Annotated in this window: 16 protein-coding genes; 2 read left to right on the top strand and 14 right to left on the bottom strand. The window is 39.1% G+C overall.

Going from position 1 to position 15,628, the window contains the following annotated elements; all coding sequences use genetic code 11:
* Window positions 1-8 precede the first annotated feature (8 nt).
* Complete coding sequence (locus LV92_RS13880; protein ID WP_111624255.1) at window positions 9-845, top strand: sugar phosphate isomerase/epimerase family protein; 837 nt, start codon at window positions 9-11, stop codon at window positions 843-845.
* 54 nt (window positions 846-899) lie between these two features.
* Here the strand turns inward: LV92_RS13880 and LV92_RS13875 are convergent, their stop codons facing one another.
* From LV92_RS13875 to LV92_RS13835, 9 genes are all read right to left on the bottom strand, one after another.
* Window positions 900-1,325 (bottom strand): VOC family protein, encoded by a 426-nt coding sequence (locus LV92_RS13875; RefSeq protein ID WP_111624254.1) that lies wholly within the window; start codon window positions 1,323-1,325, stop codon window positions 900-902.
* Between the two features lie 102 nt (window positions 1,326-1,427).
* A complete protein-coding gene (locus tag LV92_RS13870) occupies window positions 1,428-2,267 on the bottom strand; it encodes an alpha/beta fold hydrolase (protein WP_111624253.1) in 840 nt (279 codons plus the stop codon).
* Window positions 2,268-2,280: 13 nt separating this feature from the next.
* Entirely contained in the window at window positions 2,281-2,829 is a 549-nt protein-coding gene (locus LV92_RS13865) for a hypothetical protein (RefSeq protein WP_111624252.1), read from the bottom strand.
* A 65-nt stretch (window positions 2,830-2,894) separates the two neighbouring features.
* Window positions 2,895-4,409, bottom strand: a complete 1,515-nt coding sequence (locus LV92_RS13860; RefSeq protein WP_111624251.1) for a helicase HerA-like domain-containing protein — start codon at window positions 4,407-4,409, stop codon at window positions 2,895-2,897.
* 243 nt (window positions 4,410-4,652) lie between these two features.
* The gene (locus LV92_RS13855) at window positions 4,653-7,025 is read right to left on the bottom strand and encodes a S9 family peptidase (RefSeq protein ID WP_111624250.1); all 2,373 of its coding nucleotides are present in this window, start codon (window positions 7,023-7,025) and stop codon (window positions 4,653-4,655) included.
* A gap of 187 nt (window positions 7,026-7,212) precedes the next feature.
* Window positions 7,213-7,821 (bottom strand): MarR family winged helix-turn-helix transcriptional regulator, encoded by a 609-nt coding sequence (locus LV92_RS13850; protein WP_111624249.1) that lies wholly within the window; start codon window positions 7,819-7,821, stop codon window positions 7,213-7,215.
* 54 nt (window positions 7,822-7,875) lie between these two features.
* Entirely contained in the window at window positions 7,876-8,139 is a 264-nt protein-coding gene (locus tag LV92_RS13845) for a DUF2024 family protein (RefSeq protein ID WP_111624248.1), read from the bottom strand.
* 58 nt (window positions 8,140-8,197) lie between these two features.
* Window positions 8,198-8,431: a thioredoxin domain-containing protein gene (locus LV92_RS13840; RefSeq protein ID WP_111624247.1), complete on the bottom strand. Its 234-nt coding sequence runs from the start codon at window positions 8,429-8,431 to the stop codon at window positions 8,198-8,200.
* 195 nt (window positions 8,432-8,626) lie between these two features.
* Window positions 8,627-9,106 carry a GNAT family N-acetyltransferase gene (locus LV92_RS13835; RefSeq protein ID WP_111624246.1) on the bottom strand — a complete coding sequence of 160 codons (480 nt, stop codon included), beginning with the start codon at window positions 9,104-9,106 and terminating at the stop codon, window positions 8,627-8,629.
* Window positions 9,107-9,522: 416 nt separating this feature from the next.
* Here LV92_RS13835 and LV92_RS13830 point away from each other — a divergent pair, with 416 nt between their 5' ends.
* Complete coding sequence (locus LV92_RS13830; protein ID WP_111624245.1) at window positions 9,523-10,860, top strand: Gfo/Idh/MocA family protein; 1,338 nt, start codon at window positions 9,523-9,525, stop codon at window positions 10,858-10,860.
* A 138-nt stretch (window positions 10,861-10,998) separates the two neighbouring features.
* Here LV92_RS13830 and LV92_RS13825 read toward each other — a convergent pair whose 3' ends face one another.
* The 5 genes from LV92_RS13825 to dcm form a co-directional block, all read right to left on the bottom strand.
* Complete coding sequence (locus LV92_RS13825) at window positions 10,999-11,583, bottom strand: YdeI/OmpD-associated family protein (protein ID WP_111624244.1); 585 nt, start codon at window positions 11,581-11,583, stop codon at window positions 10,999-11,001.
* 51 nt (window positions 11,584-11,634) lie between these two features.
* A complete protein-coding gene (locus LV92_RS13820) occupies window positions 11,635-12,234 on the bottom strand; it encodes a DUF502 domain-containing protein (protein WP_111624243.1) in 600 nt (199 codons plus the stop codon).
* Between the two features lie 4 nt (window positions 12,235-12,238).
* Window positions 12,239-12,817, bottom strand: a complete 579-nt coding sequence (locus LV92_RS13815) for a GNAT family N-acetyltransferase (protein WP_111624242.1) — start codon at window positions 12,815-12,817, stop codon at window positions 12,239-12,241.
* A 95-nt stretch (window positions 12,818-12,912) separates the two neighbouring features.
* Entirely contained in the window at window positions 12,913-14,223 is a 1,311-nt protein-coding gene (locus LV92_RS13810; protein ID WP_111624241.1) for an MvaI/BcnI family restriction endonuclease, read from the bottom strand.
* Window positions 14,186-15,421 carry a DNA (cytosine-5-)-methyltransferase gene (gene dcm, locus LV92_RS13805; RefSeq protein WP_111624513.1) on the bottom strand — a complete coding sequence of 412 codons (1,236 nt, stop codon included), beginning with the start codon at window positions 15,419-15,421 and terminating at the stop codon, window positions 14,186-14,188. The genes LV92_RS13810 and dcm overlap by 38 nt, the downstream gene beginning before the upstream one ends.
* Between the last annotated feature and the right edge of the window lie 207 nt (window positions 15,422-15,628).

Below are 15,628 nucleotides of genomic sequence, written 5' to 3'. Positions count from 1 at the left end.
GATAGAAAATGACAACGAGAAAAGAATTTTTAATGCAGTCAGGAATGTTGGCAGCAGGAGTGGTTTTATTGCCATCCTTTACTTTGCCCTATAAGAATCCAAAAAAGAATTTAGGGGTTCAATTGTATACCTTTCGCAAGGAGATGTTGGAAGATGCTGTTGGTACTTTAAAGAGAATAGCGGCCTTGGGAATTAAACAAATTGAATCGGCAAGAAGTACCAAGGGACTATATTACGGTCTGAAGCCGAAAGAAATGAAAGATGTTTGTGAAGATCTTGGGATGACCCTCAGGAGCGGACATGTAGCCCTGGACGAACATTGGAAAGAGACTATGGATCAGGCGGCCGAGGCCGGACAGGAATATCTAATTTGTTCCTCCATGCCTACGGAAGGACAAACAGCGGACAACTATAAGGCCGTAGCCGAGGCCTTTAATAAGGCGGGGGAAGAATGTAAGGCTAGAAATATAAAATTCGGATACCATAATCACGAATATGAATTTGAATCCGAAAACGGGGAGGTGTTTTATGATACCCTATTGAAAAATACCCAAGCGGACCTGGTGCATATGGAACTTGATCTGGGTTGGGTAGTGGTTGCCGGGAAGGATCCTTTGGATTATTTTAGAAAATATGAAGGAAGGTTTCCATTATGGCATTTGAAGGATATGGACATGGCGAAAAAGGAAAGCACCGAGTTTGGAAAAGGAGGTTTGGACATAGCCCAAATGCTGAAATATAAAAAAGAATCCGGACTTAAGTATATATTTATAGAACAAGAGGAGTATGCCAGTACCCCTTTTGAGAGTATGACGCACAATATGAAGTTCATGAAAAACCTATAAAGGTTTTCATGAACCTAAAGTTAAGGGTTGGTTGAAGTTTAGGTATTGGATTGGTTATTTGGCAAACAATTGTCCCATATCCTTAAAGGCCTTGAATTCTAGGGCATTCCCTGCAGGGTCCAGAAAGAACATGGTGGCCTGTTCGCCAACCTCTCCCTTAAAACGGATATAGGGCTCAATAACAAAGCGTACCCCTTTTGCAATAAGTTCTTCGGAAAAGGATTTAAAGGTGTCCCAAGGGAGCACAACACCGTAATGAGGTACTGGAACATCCTTGCCATCTACTGGGTTAACGTGCAATTCTTCGTCCTTGGCCTTGGGTTTGTAATGGATTACCAATTGGTGACCGAACAGATTAAAGTCTACCCAATGATCACTGCTTCTTCCTTCTTCACAATTTAATATCTCTCCGTAAAAAGTACGGCATTCAGCCAAATTATGGACAGGAATGGCAATATGGAAGGGGGTAATTTCAGGCATAGTTCTAAATTTTTAATTTACGGAATACAGGACAGAAAACTTTCTAAAAATAAGCATATTTTAAAAAGGAAATAGGTTGGGGTATAAAATAGCGCTAAAAATTTAAGACAATAGAAAGTCCACTATCTGCAAGTTGATCTCTTCTTGGTGAAGGGAGTGGCCAAGTCCGGTGGTTTTTATTAAGCTGCTGTTTTTCCAGTTTTGGTGAAGACGTTCGGAAGCGTTGAACGGGGTTATTGTATCCCATTCGTCATGTATGATCAGCCCTTTCTGGGTAATATTTTTGGCAAACTTAGGGGTAGAGATGTCGTGAATTCGAAAGTTGAAATTTTCATACACGTGCCTATCCAAGGCCTCAAGTACCTTCTTGTTGAACCTTACCAGGTTTTGGTAATGTGCCATTAGCTCGGAGAGTTCGGCCGGAGCTCCCAAAGTCACTATTTTTTCAATGGAAGTGTTTGGATTTTGATATTGATTATGAAGGGTAGCGAGTCCCCCCATGGAATGCCCAATAATATGTTTGGGTCGGTATAGGTCTATGAGCTGCCGAGCACTGTCCGCATAGGTGACCACATTTAACCTATTTCCTTCTGAATGTCCATGGCCCGGCGCATCAAAGGCAATGATATTGAATTCCTTTTCCTGTAATTTTTCAATGAGATATCGCCACCTAAAAGCATTACTTTCCCAACCGTGCATCAAAAGAACGGTTTCCCCAGTTCCAGGCCATTCATAGGTCTGCAGCCCAGTGTTGTTCACTGTAATCCTTTTGCCCAAATACTCTTGTAGATATTCTTGTTGAACCGGTAATATCCTGCCCTTTCTTGGGGTAGTAAAGGTTTTGAACGCCTTTTTTCCCGCTTCCTTTTCAGAGAAAAGAGCGGTGGAATTAAAGTAGGCACCGTAGGATAGTGCTAAAGTGCGGTATAATAGTTTTCGCATAGAATCGTTGCTGTTATTCCCAGCCCACCATCATGTATTTAATCTTTGCCTTGTCCGGTATCTGAACAGCTTCAATATCACTGTTGTTGCCATATTGAAGGTTGCTGGGAAGTTCGGTCTTGGCAATGGTGAAATAGGCGTCGGAGTCCTTTAGGAAGATCACCACATTGTTGAGAGCGGTTATAATTTTTTTAATACTGTGTTTGTCCTTGATATCCTTAAAGGTACTATTGAGTCCAACGCCTTTTTCAGTTGCATATCTTGGATCGTAAATACGGATAATTTCTATTTTGGGAATACTGTCCATATTAGGGGTGAGGGTAAGTAAATGCTTGCCTCCCTTTTCATAAATGTTGATTTTTTTTACTGCTGCACCAATTCTGGTAATTGCCGTATCCCTAACTATGGAATCACTGGCAAACACAGTTTCAATGTCATCAATGGTGTTGGATTTCATCAATTTGCCTACTTGGTCCTTGGCAATTACAAAATCTGTATTGGTGTTACATTGTATAAAGAGTAGCGCGCTTAATACTACGGCAAAAATCGATTTTCTTATCATTTTAAAAGTAAAAGTTATTTTTAAAAATTAATTTTTTTGGTCCTGTTTTGTAATAATCCAAAGGACTATCTCATAACTTTCTTCAATACGCCCAGGACTCCCCTTATAAAAGTTGCACTGGTCAATACTTTTATTACAGGATTTTGGCGTGTACTGGTCCTTCTGGAGCTAGATCGGGTTGATCTGCTGCTGGAAGAGGCCTTTTCCTCTTCAGCCAGTTTTTCCGCCCGTTCAATCTTATCGTTCAGAAGTTCATAGGCGCTTTCCCTATCTATGGTTTCGTTGTATTTTCCAACCAATTTGGATTTGTCTATTACCTCCTTAAGTTCACTATCGGTAAGTATATCCATCCGGCTCATAGGAGCCCTTAACATAGTGGCCGCAAGGGGGGTTGGTCTTCCTTTTTCATCAAGGGCGCTGATCAATGCTTCCCCTATTCCCAGGGAAGTTAAAACTTCCTTGGTATCATAAAATTCTGAAATGGGGTAGTTTTCCGCAGTAAGTTTTATCGCCTTCCTGTCTTTTGCCGTAAATGCACGTAAAGCATGTTGCACTTTCAGACCCAATTGGGAAAGGACGGCATCTGGCACGTCGGTAGGATTTTGGGTTACAAAATACACCCCAATTCCTTTGGAACGTATCAACTTTACGATATTCTCAATCTGATTCAATAGTGCTTTTGAAGCCTCGTTGAAAATAAGGTGTGCCTCGTCTATAAAAAGAACTAATTCCGGTCTCCCGGTATCACCTTGCTCAGGAAAAGTATCGTAAATTTCTGCCAATAGGCTCAGCATAAAGGTTGAAAACAATTTAGGTCTGTCCTGTATATCCGTTAAGCGAAGAATATTGATATAACCCCTGCCATTTTCATCGATACGGGTAAGGTCCTCCACATCAAAAGATTTTTCCCCGAAAAACAGTTCGGCACCTTGCTGTTCAAGTTCTATTATTTTTCTAAGAATGGTCCCGGTAGAACTGGTCGAGATACGGCCATAGGAATCGGAAAATTCTTTTTTGCCCTCTTCCGTAGCGTATTGTAGTACTTTTTTAAAATCTTTAAGATCTAACAACGGAAGCTTATTGTCATCACAATATTTGAAAACTACCGCTACAATGCCCTCTTGGGTTACGGAAAGGTCTAAGATCCGGCTTAAAAGAACCGGTCCAAATTCTGAAACCGTAGCCCTCAATTTTACACCATCCTGCTCGGAGAGCGAAAGTATTTCCACCGGAAAAGCGCTAGGTGCAAATGGTATACCTATTTTGGCGTGCCGTTCATCAATTTTTGGATGCCCAGGACTGGGTTGTGCCAAACCACTGAGGTCACCTTTAAGGTCCATCAGCAAAACAGGAATACCTTTGTCCGATAAATTTTCGGCTATTATCTGTAGCGTTTTGGTTTTACCTGTACCGGTGGCCCCGGCGATCAAACCATGTCTGTTAAGGGTCTTTAATGGGATTTTTACGAGCGCATTGGTTATGGTCTCCCCATTTAGCATGGCTGCTCCCATAGTGATAAAGTCCCCTTTTGTGGTATATCCTTCCTCTATATGTGCAAAGAATTTGTCTTTGATGTCCATTGGGCTAATTTTTGATAAAAATAGGCTAATTTTAGTCAAAAGAAAAGTTGTTGATTTTTAAGTTATTCATTAAAACCTAAAACCTATCTGCTTATTTCAAATGAAACTTCATGTCGTTTTGAATGGAAGTAAGTTATAAAAGGGTCTATGATTAGGCAGCCGTATGGTATAATTATTTTACATGTCCTTTATAAGCTAGCCTATTTATAGGGATAACTCTCTTAAAGTGAAAGTCCTCTGGAGCTACTTCTTATCCAACAAACTTTTTTGGAACAACTTAAAGATCCGGGTGTATTCATCTGTCCAACTACTGGGTTCCTCAAAGCTGTGCCGTTCTAAGGGGTAGACTGCCATTTCCCAATTGTGTTTCTCCAATTCTATCAAGCGTTGGGATAATCGCACCATATCCTGAAAATGCACATTGTCGTCTATCATCCCGTGCAATATCAACAGGTCGCCCTTTAAGCCTTCGGCAAAATAAATGGGGGAGCTTCTTCGGTAGGCCAAGCTATCGGTAACCGGGGTGTTTAGTATACGGGCCGTATAACCATGGCTGTAAGCGGCCCAATCGCCCACAGATCTGATGGCGGCACCCGCCTTAAAGATGTCAGGGGCGTTGAACATTGCCATTAGGGTTATAAATCCACCATAGGAGCCACCATAGATGCCAATTTTATCCTGATCTATGCCAAGTTCATTTATAAGATAATTAGCCCCGTCCACTTGGTCGGACAAGTCCTTTCCACCCATGTGTCGGTATATTCCGGTTCTCCAGTCCCTGCCGTAACCGGCACTGCCCCTATAATCTATGTCCAATACGGTGAAACCATTGTCCACTAAGAGATTGTGGAACATATACTCTCTAAAATAGGTACTCCACCATTTATGTGCGTTTTGCAAATATCCCGCTCCATGTACAAAAATAACGGCAGCCTTATTTTTTATGTCGGAATTGGGTTTGTATAGCCGAGCGTGTACTGCCTCGCCATCTTCGGCCTTGAAAGTAATTATTTGAGGATCGCGCCACTGGTACCCATCAAAATCTTTGGTGGTGGAAAAGGTTATGCGTTTTGCATCGGCCTTGGATTTTCCCCAAATAGGATTGTCCTGTAGGTAAAGTTCCGTAGGCTTGTTGGTGTACGAATGCAAAATGGCCATTTTGCGCTCATCAGGGGACAGGGTAACCTCATTGGCTCCGGTCATCTGGGTAAGTTGCTGTAGTTGCCCACCGCCAATGGGCATGCTAAAGAACTGTCGGTCCCCAGGATGGTTTTTGTTGGCCGTGAAATACCAGCGTTTTTTATCCTTTGAAATTTGTGGGTCGTAAATTTCAAATTCGCCCGAAGTCAGTGTCTTTGTTTTTTTGGTAGTTACATCAATGAGATAGAGATGTGAATAGCCTGTTTTTTCGGATTGGAACCAGATACTTTTTCCATCGGGCATCCAGCCCTTTTCGCCACCATCGTACTCTCCAATGCCTGGGCCGGCTATCCAAGCTTCGTCATGCTGATGGTCCAAAAGCGAAACACTGCCGTCTTTGGGATCAAGGAGTACAATCCACCGGTCCTTATAGTCGTTGCTATATATGTCCAGCACCGCATATTTACCATCCTCGCTCCAAAGTGGCCCATCAATATAGCCTAGCCTGTTTTTATTTTCATAAGTCTTATCCGGATAGTCCTTGGTGTACTCAGGTACGTAATCCAACCCCTCCAGACTGTCCAAAACCACTGGATAGGCCTTTTTGTTGGCAATGTCGTAAACGAACAATTCATATTCGTAAGGTTCGTTGCCTACCTTGGATCTTGTATCTTCATCTTCGGTATACCCGGACTCTGTAACATAATGGGGAACAATAGTGGCCTTATTGGTAGGCGATTCTGTAGCTAAGTAAGTAATGTAATTTCCAATGGGATTTATCCTTGGATTGTATATTGATTTGCCTTCAGGGTCAATAGGGAGGGGTCCCATGGCCTCAAATAGTTTTTTGGCTTGCTCTGTTTTGTCCTTTTTGTCCTTACGTTCGCGAAGTACCTCAAATAGTCCCAATTGATCTTCGAATAGCCATTGGTCTTTCTTGCTTTTTTCATCATCTTTTTTAGCAGACTTAATTTTGGTTAGCTGTACCGTACTCCCGGTGGCTATATCCCAGCTAAAAAGATTGTTGCCCTGCCTGTAGGCTACCTTGGTGCCATTATCGGTAAAATGGGGAGCACTTTCGTATTCTTCTGTCCTGGTTATTTGAATTAAGGCTTGGGTCTTAAGGTTTAATAGAAATATGTCGCCCCGTTTGGAATATAATTTTAAGGTTCTATCCTGGTTAAAAACTCCTCTGTTACTGGGAAGGGAGTAGGAGGTTTCAAAATCGGTTTTGATAGTTTTGGCCGATTTTAAATGGTAGGCATACAGGGAATCGTTTTGGGCTTGTTCCGGATTCCAATCAAAATACAGGGTCTGGCTGTCCAAGGACCATTGGGGATTGGAAGGAAGATGGCCCACAAAGTCATCGCCCTGCATAATTTCTTTGATAGATAAGCTGGATTTATTCCCTTGCTGGGCAGAGCTAATGGAAAGGGACAATAGAAATGCACCATAGAGAAGCCAATTGTTTTTCATGTTCTATTTTTTATATGCACTAAGCGATCTTAGTTTTGGTTTGCCTGTGTTCTCCAAATATTGAAGTGGTAAATATCCAAAAACTTAATAACTCTCCCAAGATTGAGGGTAAAAGATGTAATGTGCATGTATTTTTATGGAAAGACTGTTCTCGCATATGGACAGTTGTGTTGTCCTAAGGAACTCATTAGGTGTGCTTTACTTCAAATTCTGGACAGTCCAAACGGATGTCCTTATTCAGCAATTCTTTGTTGAGCAAGTTGCAATAATCCTGGTTACTTTCTTTGCTGTAGAATTTACAGCCATAGCAGGTTCTTTGTACACTAAGGATCCCACTTGTGTTCAGTTGATAGATGAGTTTGCTCAAAGTACCAAAAAGCGATTCCAATTCGGAATCCCCAACGGTATTAAGCTGCATCTTTAAGGGGTTGGCAAAATCTGAAATTTGTCCTATGGTCTCTGTTCCAGTTTCCGAGAGGCCAATGGAATAGCTTCTACTATCGCTGGAAGAATATTCCTTGGTGATCAGCCCTTTTTTGTCCAAGACCCTGATAGCATCGCTTATGGTGGGCTTGGTTATATTGAATTCTTTGGCCAAGTGGCTAACATTGCAAATTTCATTTTTATGGTAAGCAATGAATATTAGGATTTGGATTTGGATGGGACTTAAACCCAACAATTTGGCCTTATCCCAAAGCAGGACCTTGAAGGCTTCGGAAACGCGCTCAAGTCCGGCTATAATTTTGCTGGTAACATCTTTTTCTTGATGGTCCGGGTTAAAAATACTCTTGTCCATATAAAAAGCCTGCCGGGAATTGCCCGACAGGCAAAGTTAGTTATCCTAATTAAATTATTCGCAATTTTCCATTTCTATGATGTAATACCCTTTTTTACTGATAATGTCCGCTACGGCATCCGGAGCCTGTTCCATATGGCAGAACTTGCATTCCTTGGAAGATAGCTCATCTGTTTGGAACGGTTTTGTGGATAGAAATTCACGACCATAGCCAAAAATGGTGTCTATAACCTTCAAGTTATTGGGTACCAGTATATCGAAATGCATGGTCTTGCCGTCTTCACGGGCCACATAGGTGTCCCAAACCGATATTTTCATGGCGTTCACTGTTGAAATTATAAAATATTAGGAATCCTAACTTTTAGGGTTGAATTTTTTAACCCTTTACATCTGCCATGGAGGCGCCAAAGTTAATGTGCAGTACATTTCCAGTAGGGGTAACCAAAGCTGGAACCGATTTAACGCCGGCTTTTTCGGCCTCGGGAATGCGCGATTTGCTGGTTCCGAAATGTACAATTTCCACATTGTCCTTTCCTACTAGTTCTAAGATCTCATGTTCCGCGCTAAGGCATACGGGACATCCTGCGTGATAAAAAACAGATTTTTTCATTGTTCTAAAATTTAGGTTATAGCACTATTGCCATACAAATATAGTAAGGAATCCTAACTAAACAAATTATTATGAATATTTTAATATGAAATAGACCTAATTTGAAAGGGGTATTGGTTCTAGTTGGATTAGATTTTTCTTGAGAGCTGTTCCTGAATGCACCTGTAAAACCGGGCTTCCGGTTTCTTAAAACGATTACTCTTTAAGGTTTAATTCAAAATACTTGGCCGATTCGTGGGGATTATGGCGATAGGCAGAAATTTCTTTAAAACCATGATCAGTATATAATTTTATGGCCGATTTCATAAAGTCGGCCGTGTCCAATTTTACACTGTCGTATTGTAGTTTTCTGGCGGTATCCAGGCATTGCTTCAATAACAGTTGCCCTATGCCCAAGCCTCTGCTATTGGGTTTTACATACATTCTTTTAACTTCGCAATCCTGCTGGTTGAATCTACGTATCCCAGCGATGCCAACAGCCTCCCCGTTTATATAGGCAATATATAATCCCCCATCCTCAGGATTGTACATTTGGGGCAGACCCGCCATTTCCTTATCAAAATTTTGAAAGGACAGATCAATGCCCAACCAGGCTACATATTCCAAAATCAACTCTTTTGCCGCTAAATAGTCGGTCGTTGTTTGGGCCAGTTTTATTTCAATCTTGTTTTTCATGCGGGATTAAATTACAATAATTTTTTAAGTGTGAGCTTTGCTAATTTTGAGTTGTGCAAATAATCAATTGACCTTGTGATCGGTCTTTAGCCGCAAACTTGTCGGGACCTACAATTTGAATAGGGACAAGTAATGGATAAATGAAATTAATCCAAAAAAAGTATGATATATGTTGTAAACAACAACTAAAGTTGAAAAATTAACAAAAAACTACCGCTGTTAACGTTAACGAATAAAAAAATAATGCTAACTTTCATTGCAAAAGTGGATAAGGTGTCTTTTACATGAATTGTAAAGGTTGGTCCCCAACGCAAAAATGACCAGTAGGCAGTTGGTTGCTTAAAGGATTAAATAGAGAAAATGGAGTTTTAGTAAAACTAGCGTATAATTATAGTTAATGTAAATATAAAGTCAAAATGAAATCAACGAGAAGATCTTTTATTAAAAGAACGGGTTTGGCCAGTTCCGCTGTTATTGCGGCACCGACCATTATATCTTCTACCGTCTTTGGGGCCAACGACCGAATCAATGCGGCAGTTTTGGGCGTCAATGGACGTGGGAAAAGCCATATTAAAAGCCTAATGGTTCAAAAGAATGTTCAGGTTACCACCTTGTGTGACCCGGATATGAACCTGCTACGAGAGCGCCAAAAATCCTTTAAGGAAACCTATAATAAAGATGTGGCCTTGGAGCAGGATCTTCGTAGGGTAATGGATAATAAGGATATAGACGTTGTTAGTATTGCAACTCCAAACCATTGGCATGCCCTTTCCGTAATTTGGGCCTGTCAGGCTGGGAAGGATGTCTATGTAGAAAAACCAGGGTCTCATAATATCTGGGAAGGTCGTAAAATGGTTGAGGCCGCTGAAAAATACAATCGTATTGTACAACACGGGGTACAGTTAAGAAGTTCCCCTGCGGTTAATGAAGCTATCAATTTAATGCGCGATGGATACATAGGAAGGGTTTATATGGCCAGAGGTATTGTTTTTCGTTGGAGAGGTGATATCGGGGACAAAGGTTTCTCTCCAGTGCCAGCAGGAATTGACTATGATATGTGGACAGGACCAGCTCCTAAGCGTCCATTTACAAGAAATTTAGTGCACTACAATTGGCACTGGCATTGGGATTATGGCAATGGGGATGTGGGCAACCAAGGTATTCATGAAACCGATCTATGTATGTGGGGATTGGATGTAGGGCTTCCAACAAAGATTACCTCCATGGGCGGTAAGTTCCTTTGGGACGATTGCAAGGAAGTACCAGAAGTACTTACCTCTGTATATAACTACCCAGAAGAAAGAAAGATCATACAGTTTGAAGTGCGACCTTGGTGCACCAATACCGAAGAAGGTGCCACTGTAGGTAATATTTTCTATGGCGATAAGGGTATTTTGGTCGTAGATGGTTATGATAAGTATAAAACATATTTGGGACAGGATAGGACCCCAGGTAAATCTGGCGAAGATGGTGGTAAATCAGGGTCGGAAATGGACCGCGGAGACGGTGGTACTGACGGACATTTTGCCAATTTTATAGAGGCAGTGCGCAAGCGTGATAAAACTATTTTGAACGGCCCAGTGGAAACAGCACACCTTTCCTCTGGTTTGGCACATTTGGGCAATATAGCCTATAGATTGGATCGTGTTCTGACCTTCAATCCTAAATCCGAGTCGTTCGTAAACGATGCGGAAGCCGATAAAATGTTAAGACGGGATTATCGTGAAGGATTTGAAGTTCCTGAAAATGTATAAAAGGAGGTAGCTCCAGATAATAGCCATTATAACCAAATGGTTCGTTGGAGTAAAAGCAATGCCCAGAGTCTTGGATTCTGGGCATTGTTTATTTATAATAAGTTTTACGTTGTAGGGATATGTTAATTTTCCTCACTTTCACAGGTCATTTAACCCTTTGCTCTCGAGAATTTTAGGGGTATATTTTTCAACTCTGTTGGCTCTTGTGGCCGATTGCTTGGCTTGTGAGAAATACAGCAAATACCCCCTTTGTCTTCCCGGTGTTAAGCCTTGGAAGGCAGCTTTTAAATCGGGGTCATTATCCAAGGCCACTTTAAATTCATCTGGCATTTTAAATTCGGAAGTCTTTTTCATGGGCACTTCCAATCCCGCTTTTTCTACTTCAATGGCCTCAAAAATATAGGCTTTAATGGTAGATTTTAGATCAAGGATTTCCTGCAAGCCTGTAAATCGTATTTGACGAGCGGATTGTACGTTCTCTGTCTGTTGGATTAAAATCTTGTCACTGTCCTTTAGCAAAACTCCTTTATGAAAAAGAAGGGCACAATATTCTTTAAAATCATGAATTAAAACAACATTTTTCCCTTGAAACGTATAACAAGGGTGCATCCATTTAAATTCCTCGGTGAGGCCACAATCCAGACAGATTTCCCTTAATAATTTCATTTCCTGGTTCCATTTTTTGGCCCTGTCTAAAAATCTATCTACAACTTTTGGGTTCATAAGGTATGATTTTGTAGCCTTCCAAAAAGTGGAGACTTACGTCAAATTTTTCTATTCAATATCATTGCCGATTTCTCTTTCTTCATAGATACCGGAAACACCACCTGATATAATAAATTTCATAACGTCCGAAGGATTTACATCGATTAACCTTACTTGGTTTTTAGGTACTATGAACAACTCTCCGGAAAAATTATAGGAATGTGGGAAATAGACGGCCACTTTTTCCTTTTCATCAAGTATGCTTAAATCTTCTTCGGTCAAGAAACCTAACTTCTCTAAATTCGATATAGGGTTCACCAAAACAATAACAGGTTGGTTAAACTTCTTTTCCTTGCCAACAAAAGCTGAAAAAAGGTCATTCAAAGCCGAAAATATCAGCTTAAGCAAAGGAGCTTTTTCAATAATTCGTTTAAAAAGTATTTTAAATGGTCGGGCAAATATACTTTGTCCGATTATCCCAACTAAAACGAGAAATATAAAAATTATTGCCAATCCCAATCCAGGAATATCAATATTAAAAATTTTCTCAAGTTTATCAGCCAATATATTATCTATAAAATTGAATATTAAATAAACAATGTAAGCCGTGATTCCCAAGGGGGCTATATATAATAAGCCTTGTAGAAAGTAATTAACTAATCTTTTCATCTATTTAAAAATTTTTATTTATCCGAATGTAACCTTCCCCTTTTTGGGACAACTGTGAGTTTTGGGATCCATATTCTAGGTACATAATGTGATTGGGGTTGGAGTGAGTTTCCGATATTTTAAAATTATACTCCCCCACAATCTTAAACCCTGATTTCGTATAAAAACGTATGGCTTTTTGGTTCTCTTTCCAAACCGCCAACCAAATACCGTTCTCATGGTTTTGTTTAGATAATTCGATAATAAGATCGACTAGCTTTGCACCTAAATTTTTTCCATAAAATTCTTTTAAAAGATAAAGCCTGTCCAGTTTTGTTATGTTTGAATCCTTAATATTAATGTTGGAAGTGTTTAATTCTATTTTTGAAAACCCTGCAATTTTATCATTGAAAGAGACCAGATGGTATAGGATATTTGTATTCTCAAATTCCTTATTAATGGCCGCCTTGTTATAGGTTTTAGCAATAAAGCTGTTAATATCTTCTTTTGAAGCGCTGTGCCCGTGAGATTCCCAAAAGGCCTGTTTTCCTAATTCGGCAATTAATTGGGAGTGCTCCCTATTTGCCTGTGTTATTTTAATCATTGGGTTTGCTTACTTTTTTTTGGAGGTAACGCAATACTCTAAGTGTCTCGCTTGTCTGTCGAATAAGGCAGGTTGGCGCCAGCATGTGTTTGAAATTATTCAGTCAGATTTATTATTTCATTCTTTTTGTACAAATTAGATAGGAATTTTGATTTAATTCTAAACTGACTTCTTTTTTTGATCTTTGGATTATGTGACATATTTTCTAATTTAATTCCTGGGTCGTAATAAATATTTCCATTAGCCATTTGTCCGAGAAAAAGCTGAAAGTCAGTCCCAGTACCTAAAATTACGTTGTTCCCATATTTGTATTTTCTATCTCCTTTCGTGTCTGACAATGACGGAACGTAGCAAGCCTTGTCATGTTTTCTGTTCCAATGTAAAAGCATTGATGAAAAACTCCAAGAAGCAGCTTCATTTCCTTGTTGGTCAATTAATGAAATACTCCCATTTGAATTTCTGATTTTTCCGCTTTCTTGGTCAAAACCGATTATTTTCATTTCCAGTTTAGTTGTTGGGTGTAATTCTCCAGCTTTATGAACTCCTCCAAAATTCATTCTGTCTGGACGACCTAATTTGTCTGGATAACCGTAAGTTTTTATAAAATATTCCGTTCCTTCAGATTTGTAAAGCCCATCTGTTGGTTCAGGTGTCATTAGTGTTATTACAGACGAATTTATGTTCTCGAAATTTTTCACACCAAATTGCTTTATTTCCCAACCCATAAAATCGGGTTCGGAATATCCATTTGGTTTTACGCCTAATTCTGCTTCAAGTGTATAACCACCACAATTTGATGCACGACAAGGTAAAATATTACTGCCTGAATCTAAACGTTTCGAATTTATCCAACCTAGATTATGTATTCGTGCTAGTTCTTGCAATAATATTAAACGATTATTAGCTGTTTGAGGTAATTCAATAACAGAAAATACACCATATTCTTCCAAGTTCTTTTCTTGAGCAAATTCTTTTGCTATTTCAGAATTTGGATGGGTAGCATAGCCTAAAACGGTCCCACTTTTACTTACACCTATAAATAATAGTCTATTTGCGAGTCTTTGGGTCATTAATTTTGAAGGGGCTCCCTTAGACCCAAGTAAAAAACCTGAAAACCTTATTTCTGGGTATTTTGGATAAAGTATAAGTTGAGAATGAGGAGCGGGAAAAATATTACCATCATCTGATATCCAAGAAAAATCAATCTTTGCTTTAAAACGTTCCTTTTCCCATTCTCCAGCTTCGTCTACAGTTATTTCTTTAATGGGGAGTATATTCAATAATTCCCAACTTCCATAAGCGAGATACACTTGATTCTTGGAATTATCATTGGGAGAAAGTTTTTTTACATAAATTTCATCACAACCATTATTGATGAACAGCGTCTTTAGATTTTTTAGGTTCATTGATTTTTAAAAGTTCTTTTACAATGTTCTTTCCGACAGCTTGTATTAATGGCATTGCTACAGAATTGCCAAATTGTTTATATGCTTGATTGTTAGAAACAGGAATAATGAAATTGTCAGGAAAACCTTGAATTCTTGCACATTCTCTTGGCGTAAGTCTTCTTGGGCTTTTTCCTCTTTGTGGTATTAATATTTCGGCACCATCTTTGTAATATCTTGCACTCAAAGTACGTGATACGCCGTTTAAGTCAGTTAAGCCAAAACCAAATCCGTTTCCTTTAGCTTGATGTTTTTTCTTGTATTCTTGAAGATAATTCCAAAGCTTATCGGATAAAGTGTATTTGTCATCAACTTTCTTTTCCAAAATCTCTCTTAATGCAAGTTCAACATCTGGTGGTTTTGGGAACTCAAAATTTTCTTGTTCGTTGAAAACAGATTTATTAAACCCAACAATTATTATTCTTTCTCTGTGTTGAGGGACATAATATTTTGCATCCAAAACTTTGTAATGAAGCGAATAACCTAATTCGGTTAAGGTTTCGGTAATTACTTTGAAAGTTTTTTTCTTATCGTGAGAAACAAGATTTTTTACATTTTCTAACATAAAAACCTTTGGTTTTTTATGTTCTATTATTCTTGCAATATCAAAAAATAATGTTCCTTGAGTTTTGTCTAAAAATCCATGTTGTCTTCCCAATGAATTTTTCTTTGAAACTCCAGCAATTGAAAATGGTTGGCAAGGAAAACCACCAAGCAAAATATCATGGTCTGGAATTTCTTTTTCTGATATTTCGGTTATATCTCCAAATGGAACTTCTCCAAAGTTGGCTTCATAGGTTTTTTTTGCAAAGGAATCCCATTCGCTTGTAAAAACACATTTTCCTCCATTGTTTTGAAATGCAAGTCGAATTCCACCAATTCCAGCGAATAAGTCAATAAATTTAAATTTAGGATTTTCAAGTGGTGGAAATGGTACGTCCCATTTTATTGGTAGATAATATTGAAAATCTGGCTCTTGAACTATTTCCAAATTTTCATGCAATTCCGCTAAATATTCTTTCGCGGTTGGTCCATAATATTGAGAAACTCCGTTTTTATAATTTTGAAAATAGTGTGTTAAATGAGCCATTTCGTTGGTAGTTTTCTTGTCTACAACGATTTTTAATTTTTCTCTTATGTCCGAATAATTTTTGCTCATTTTCATATGTCAAATATCCGAAGAATATAGCTTTTTTTGTTCAATTTTTGTTTAATTTCTTAACAATTTTTTTAACGAGTTGAGATTTCAGCCTTAGCAAAAAATAGCACATTTGGGTCTTTCAGCGCCTGATTTTGTTGTTATAGAAAACCAAATGTGCTGTTTGTGTAACTGGATTCAACTTGGTGGTAACCTATTTGTTTTGGA

The organism is Arenibacter echinorum (assembly GCF_003259375.1).
Taxonomy (GTDB): Bacteria; Bacteroidota; Bacteroidia; order Flavobacteriales; family Flavobacteriaceae; genus Arenibacter; species Arenibacter echinorum.
The sequence above is the reverse complement of the archived record's forward strand: the minus strand, read 5'-3'. Positions and strand labels throughout refer to the sequence as shown.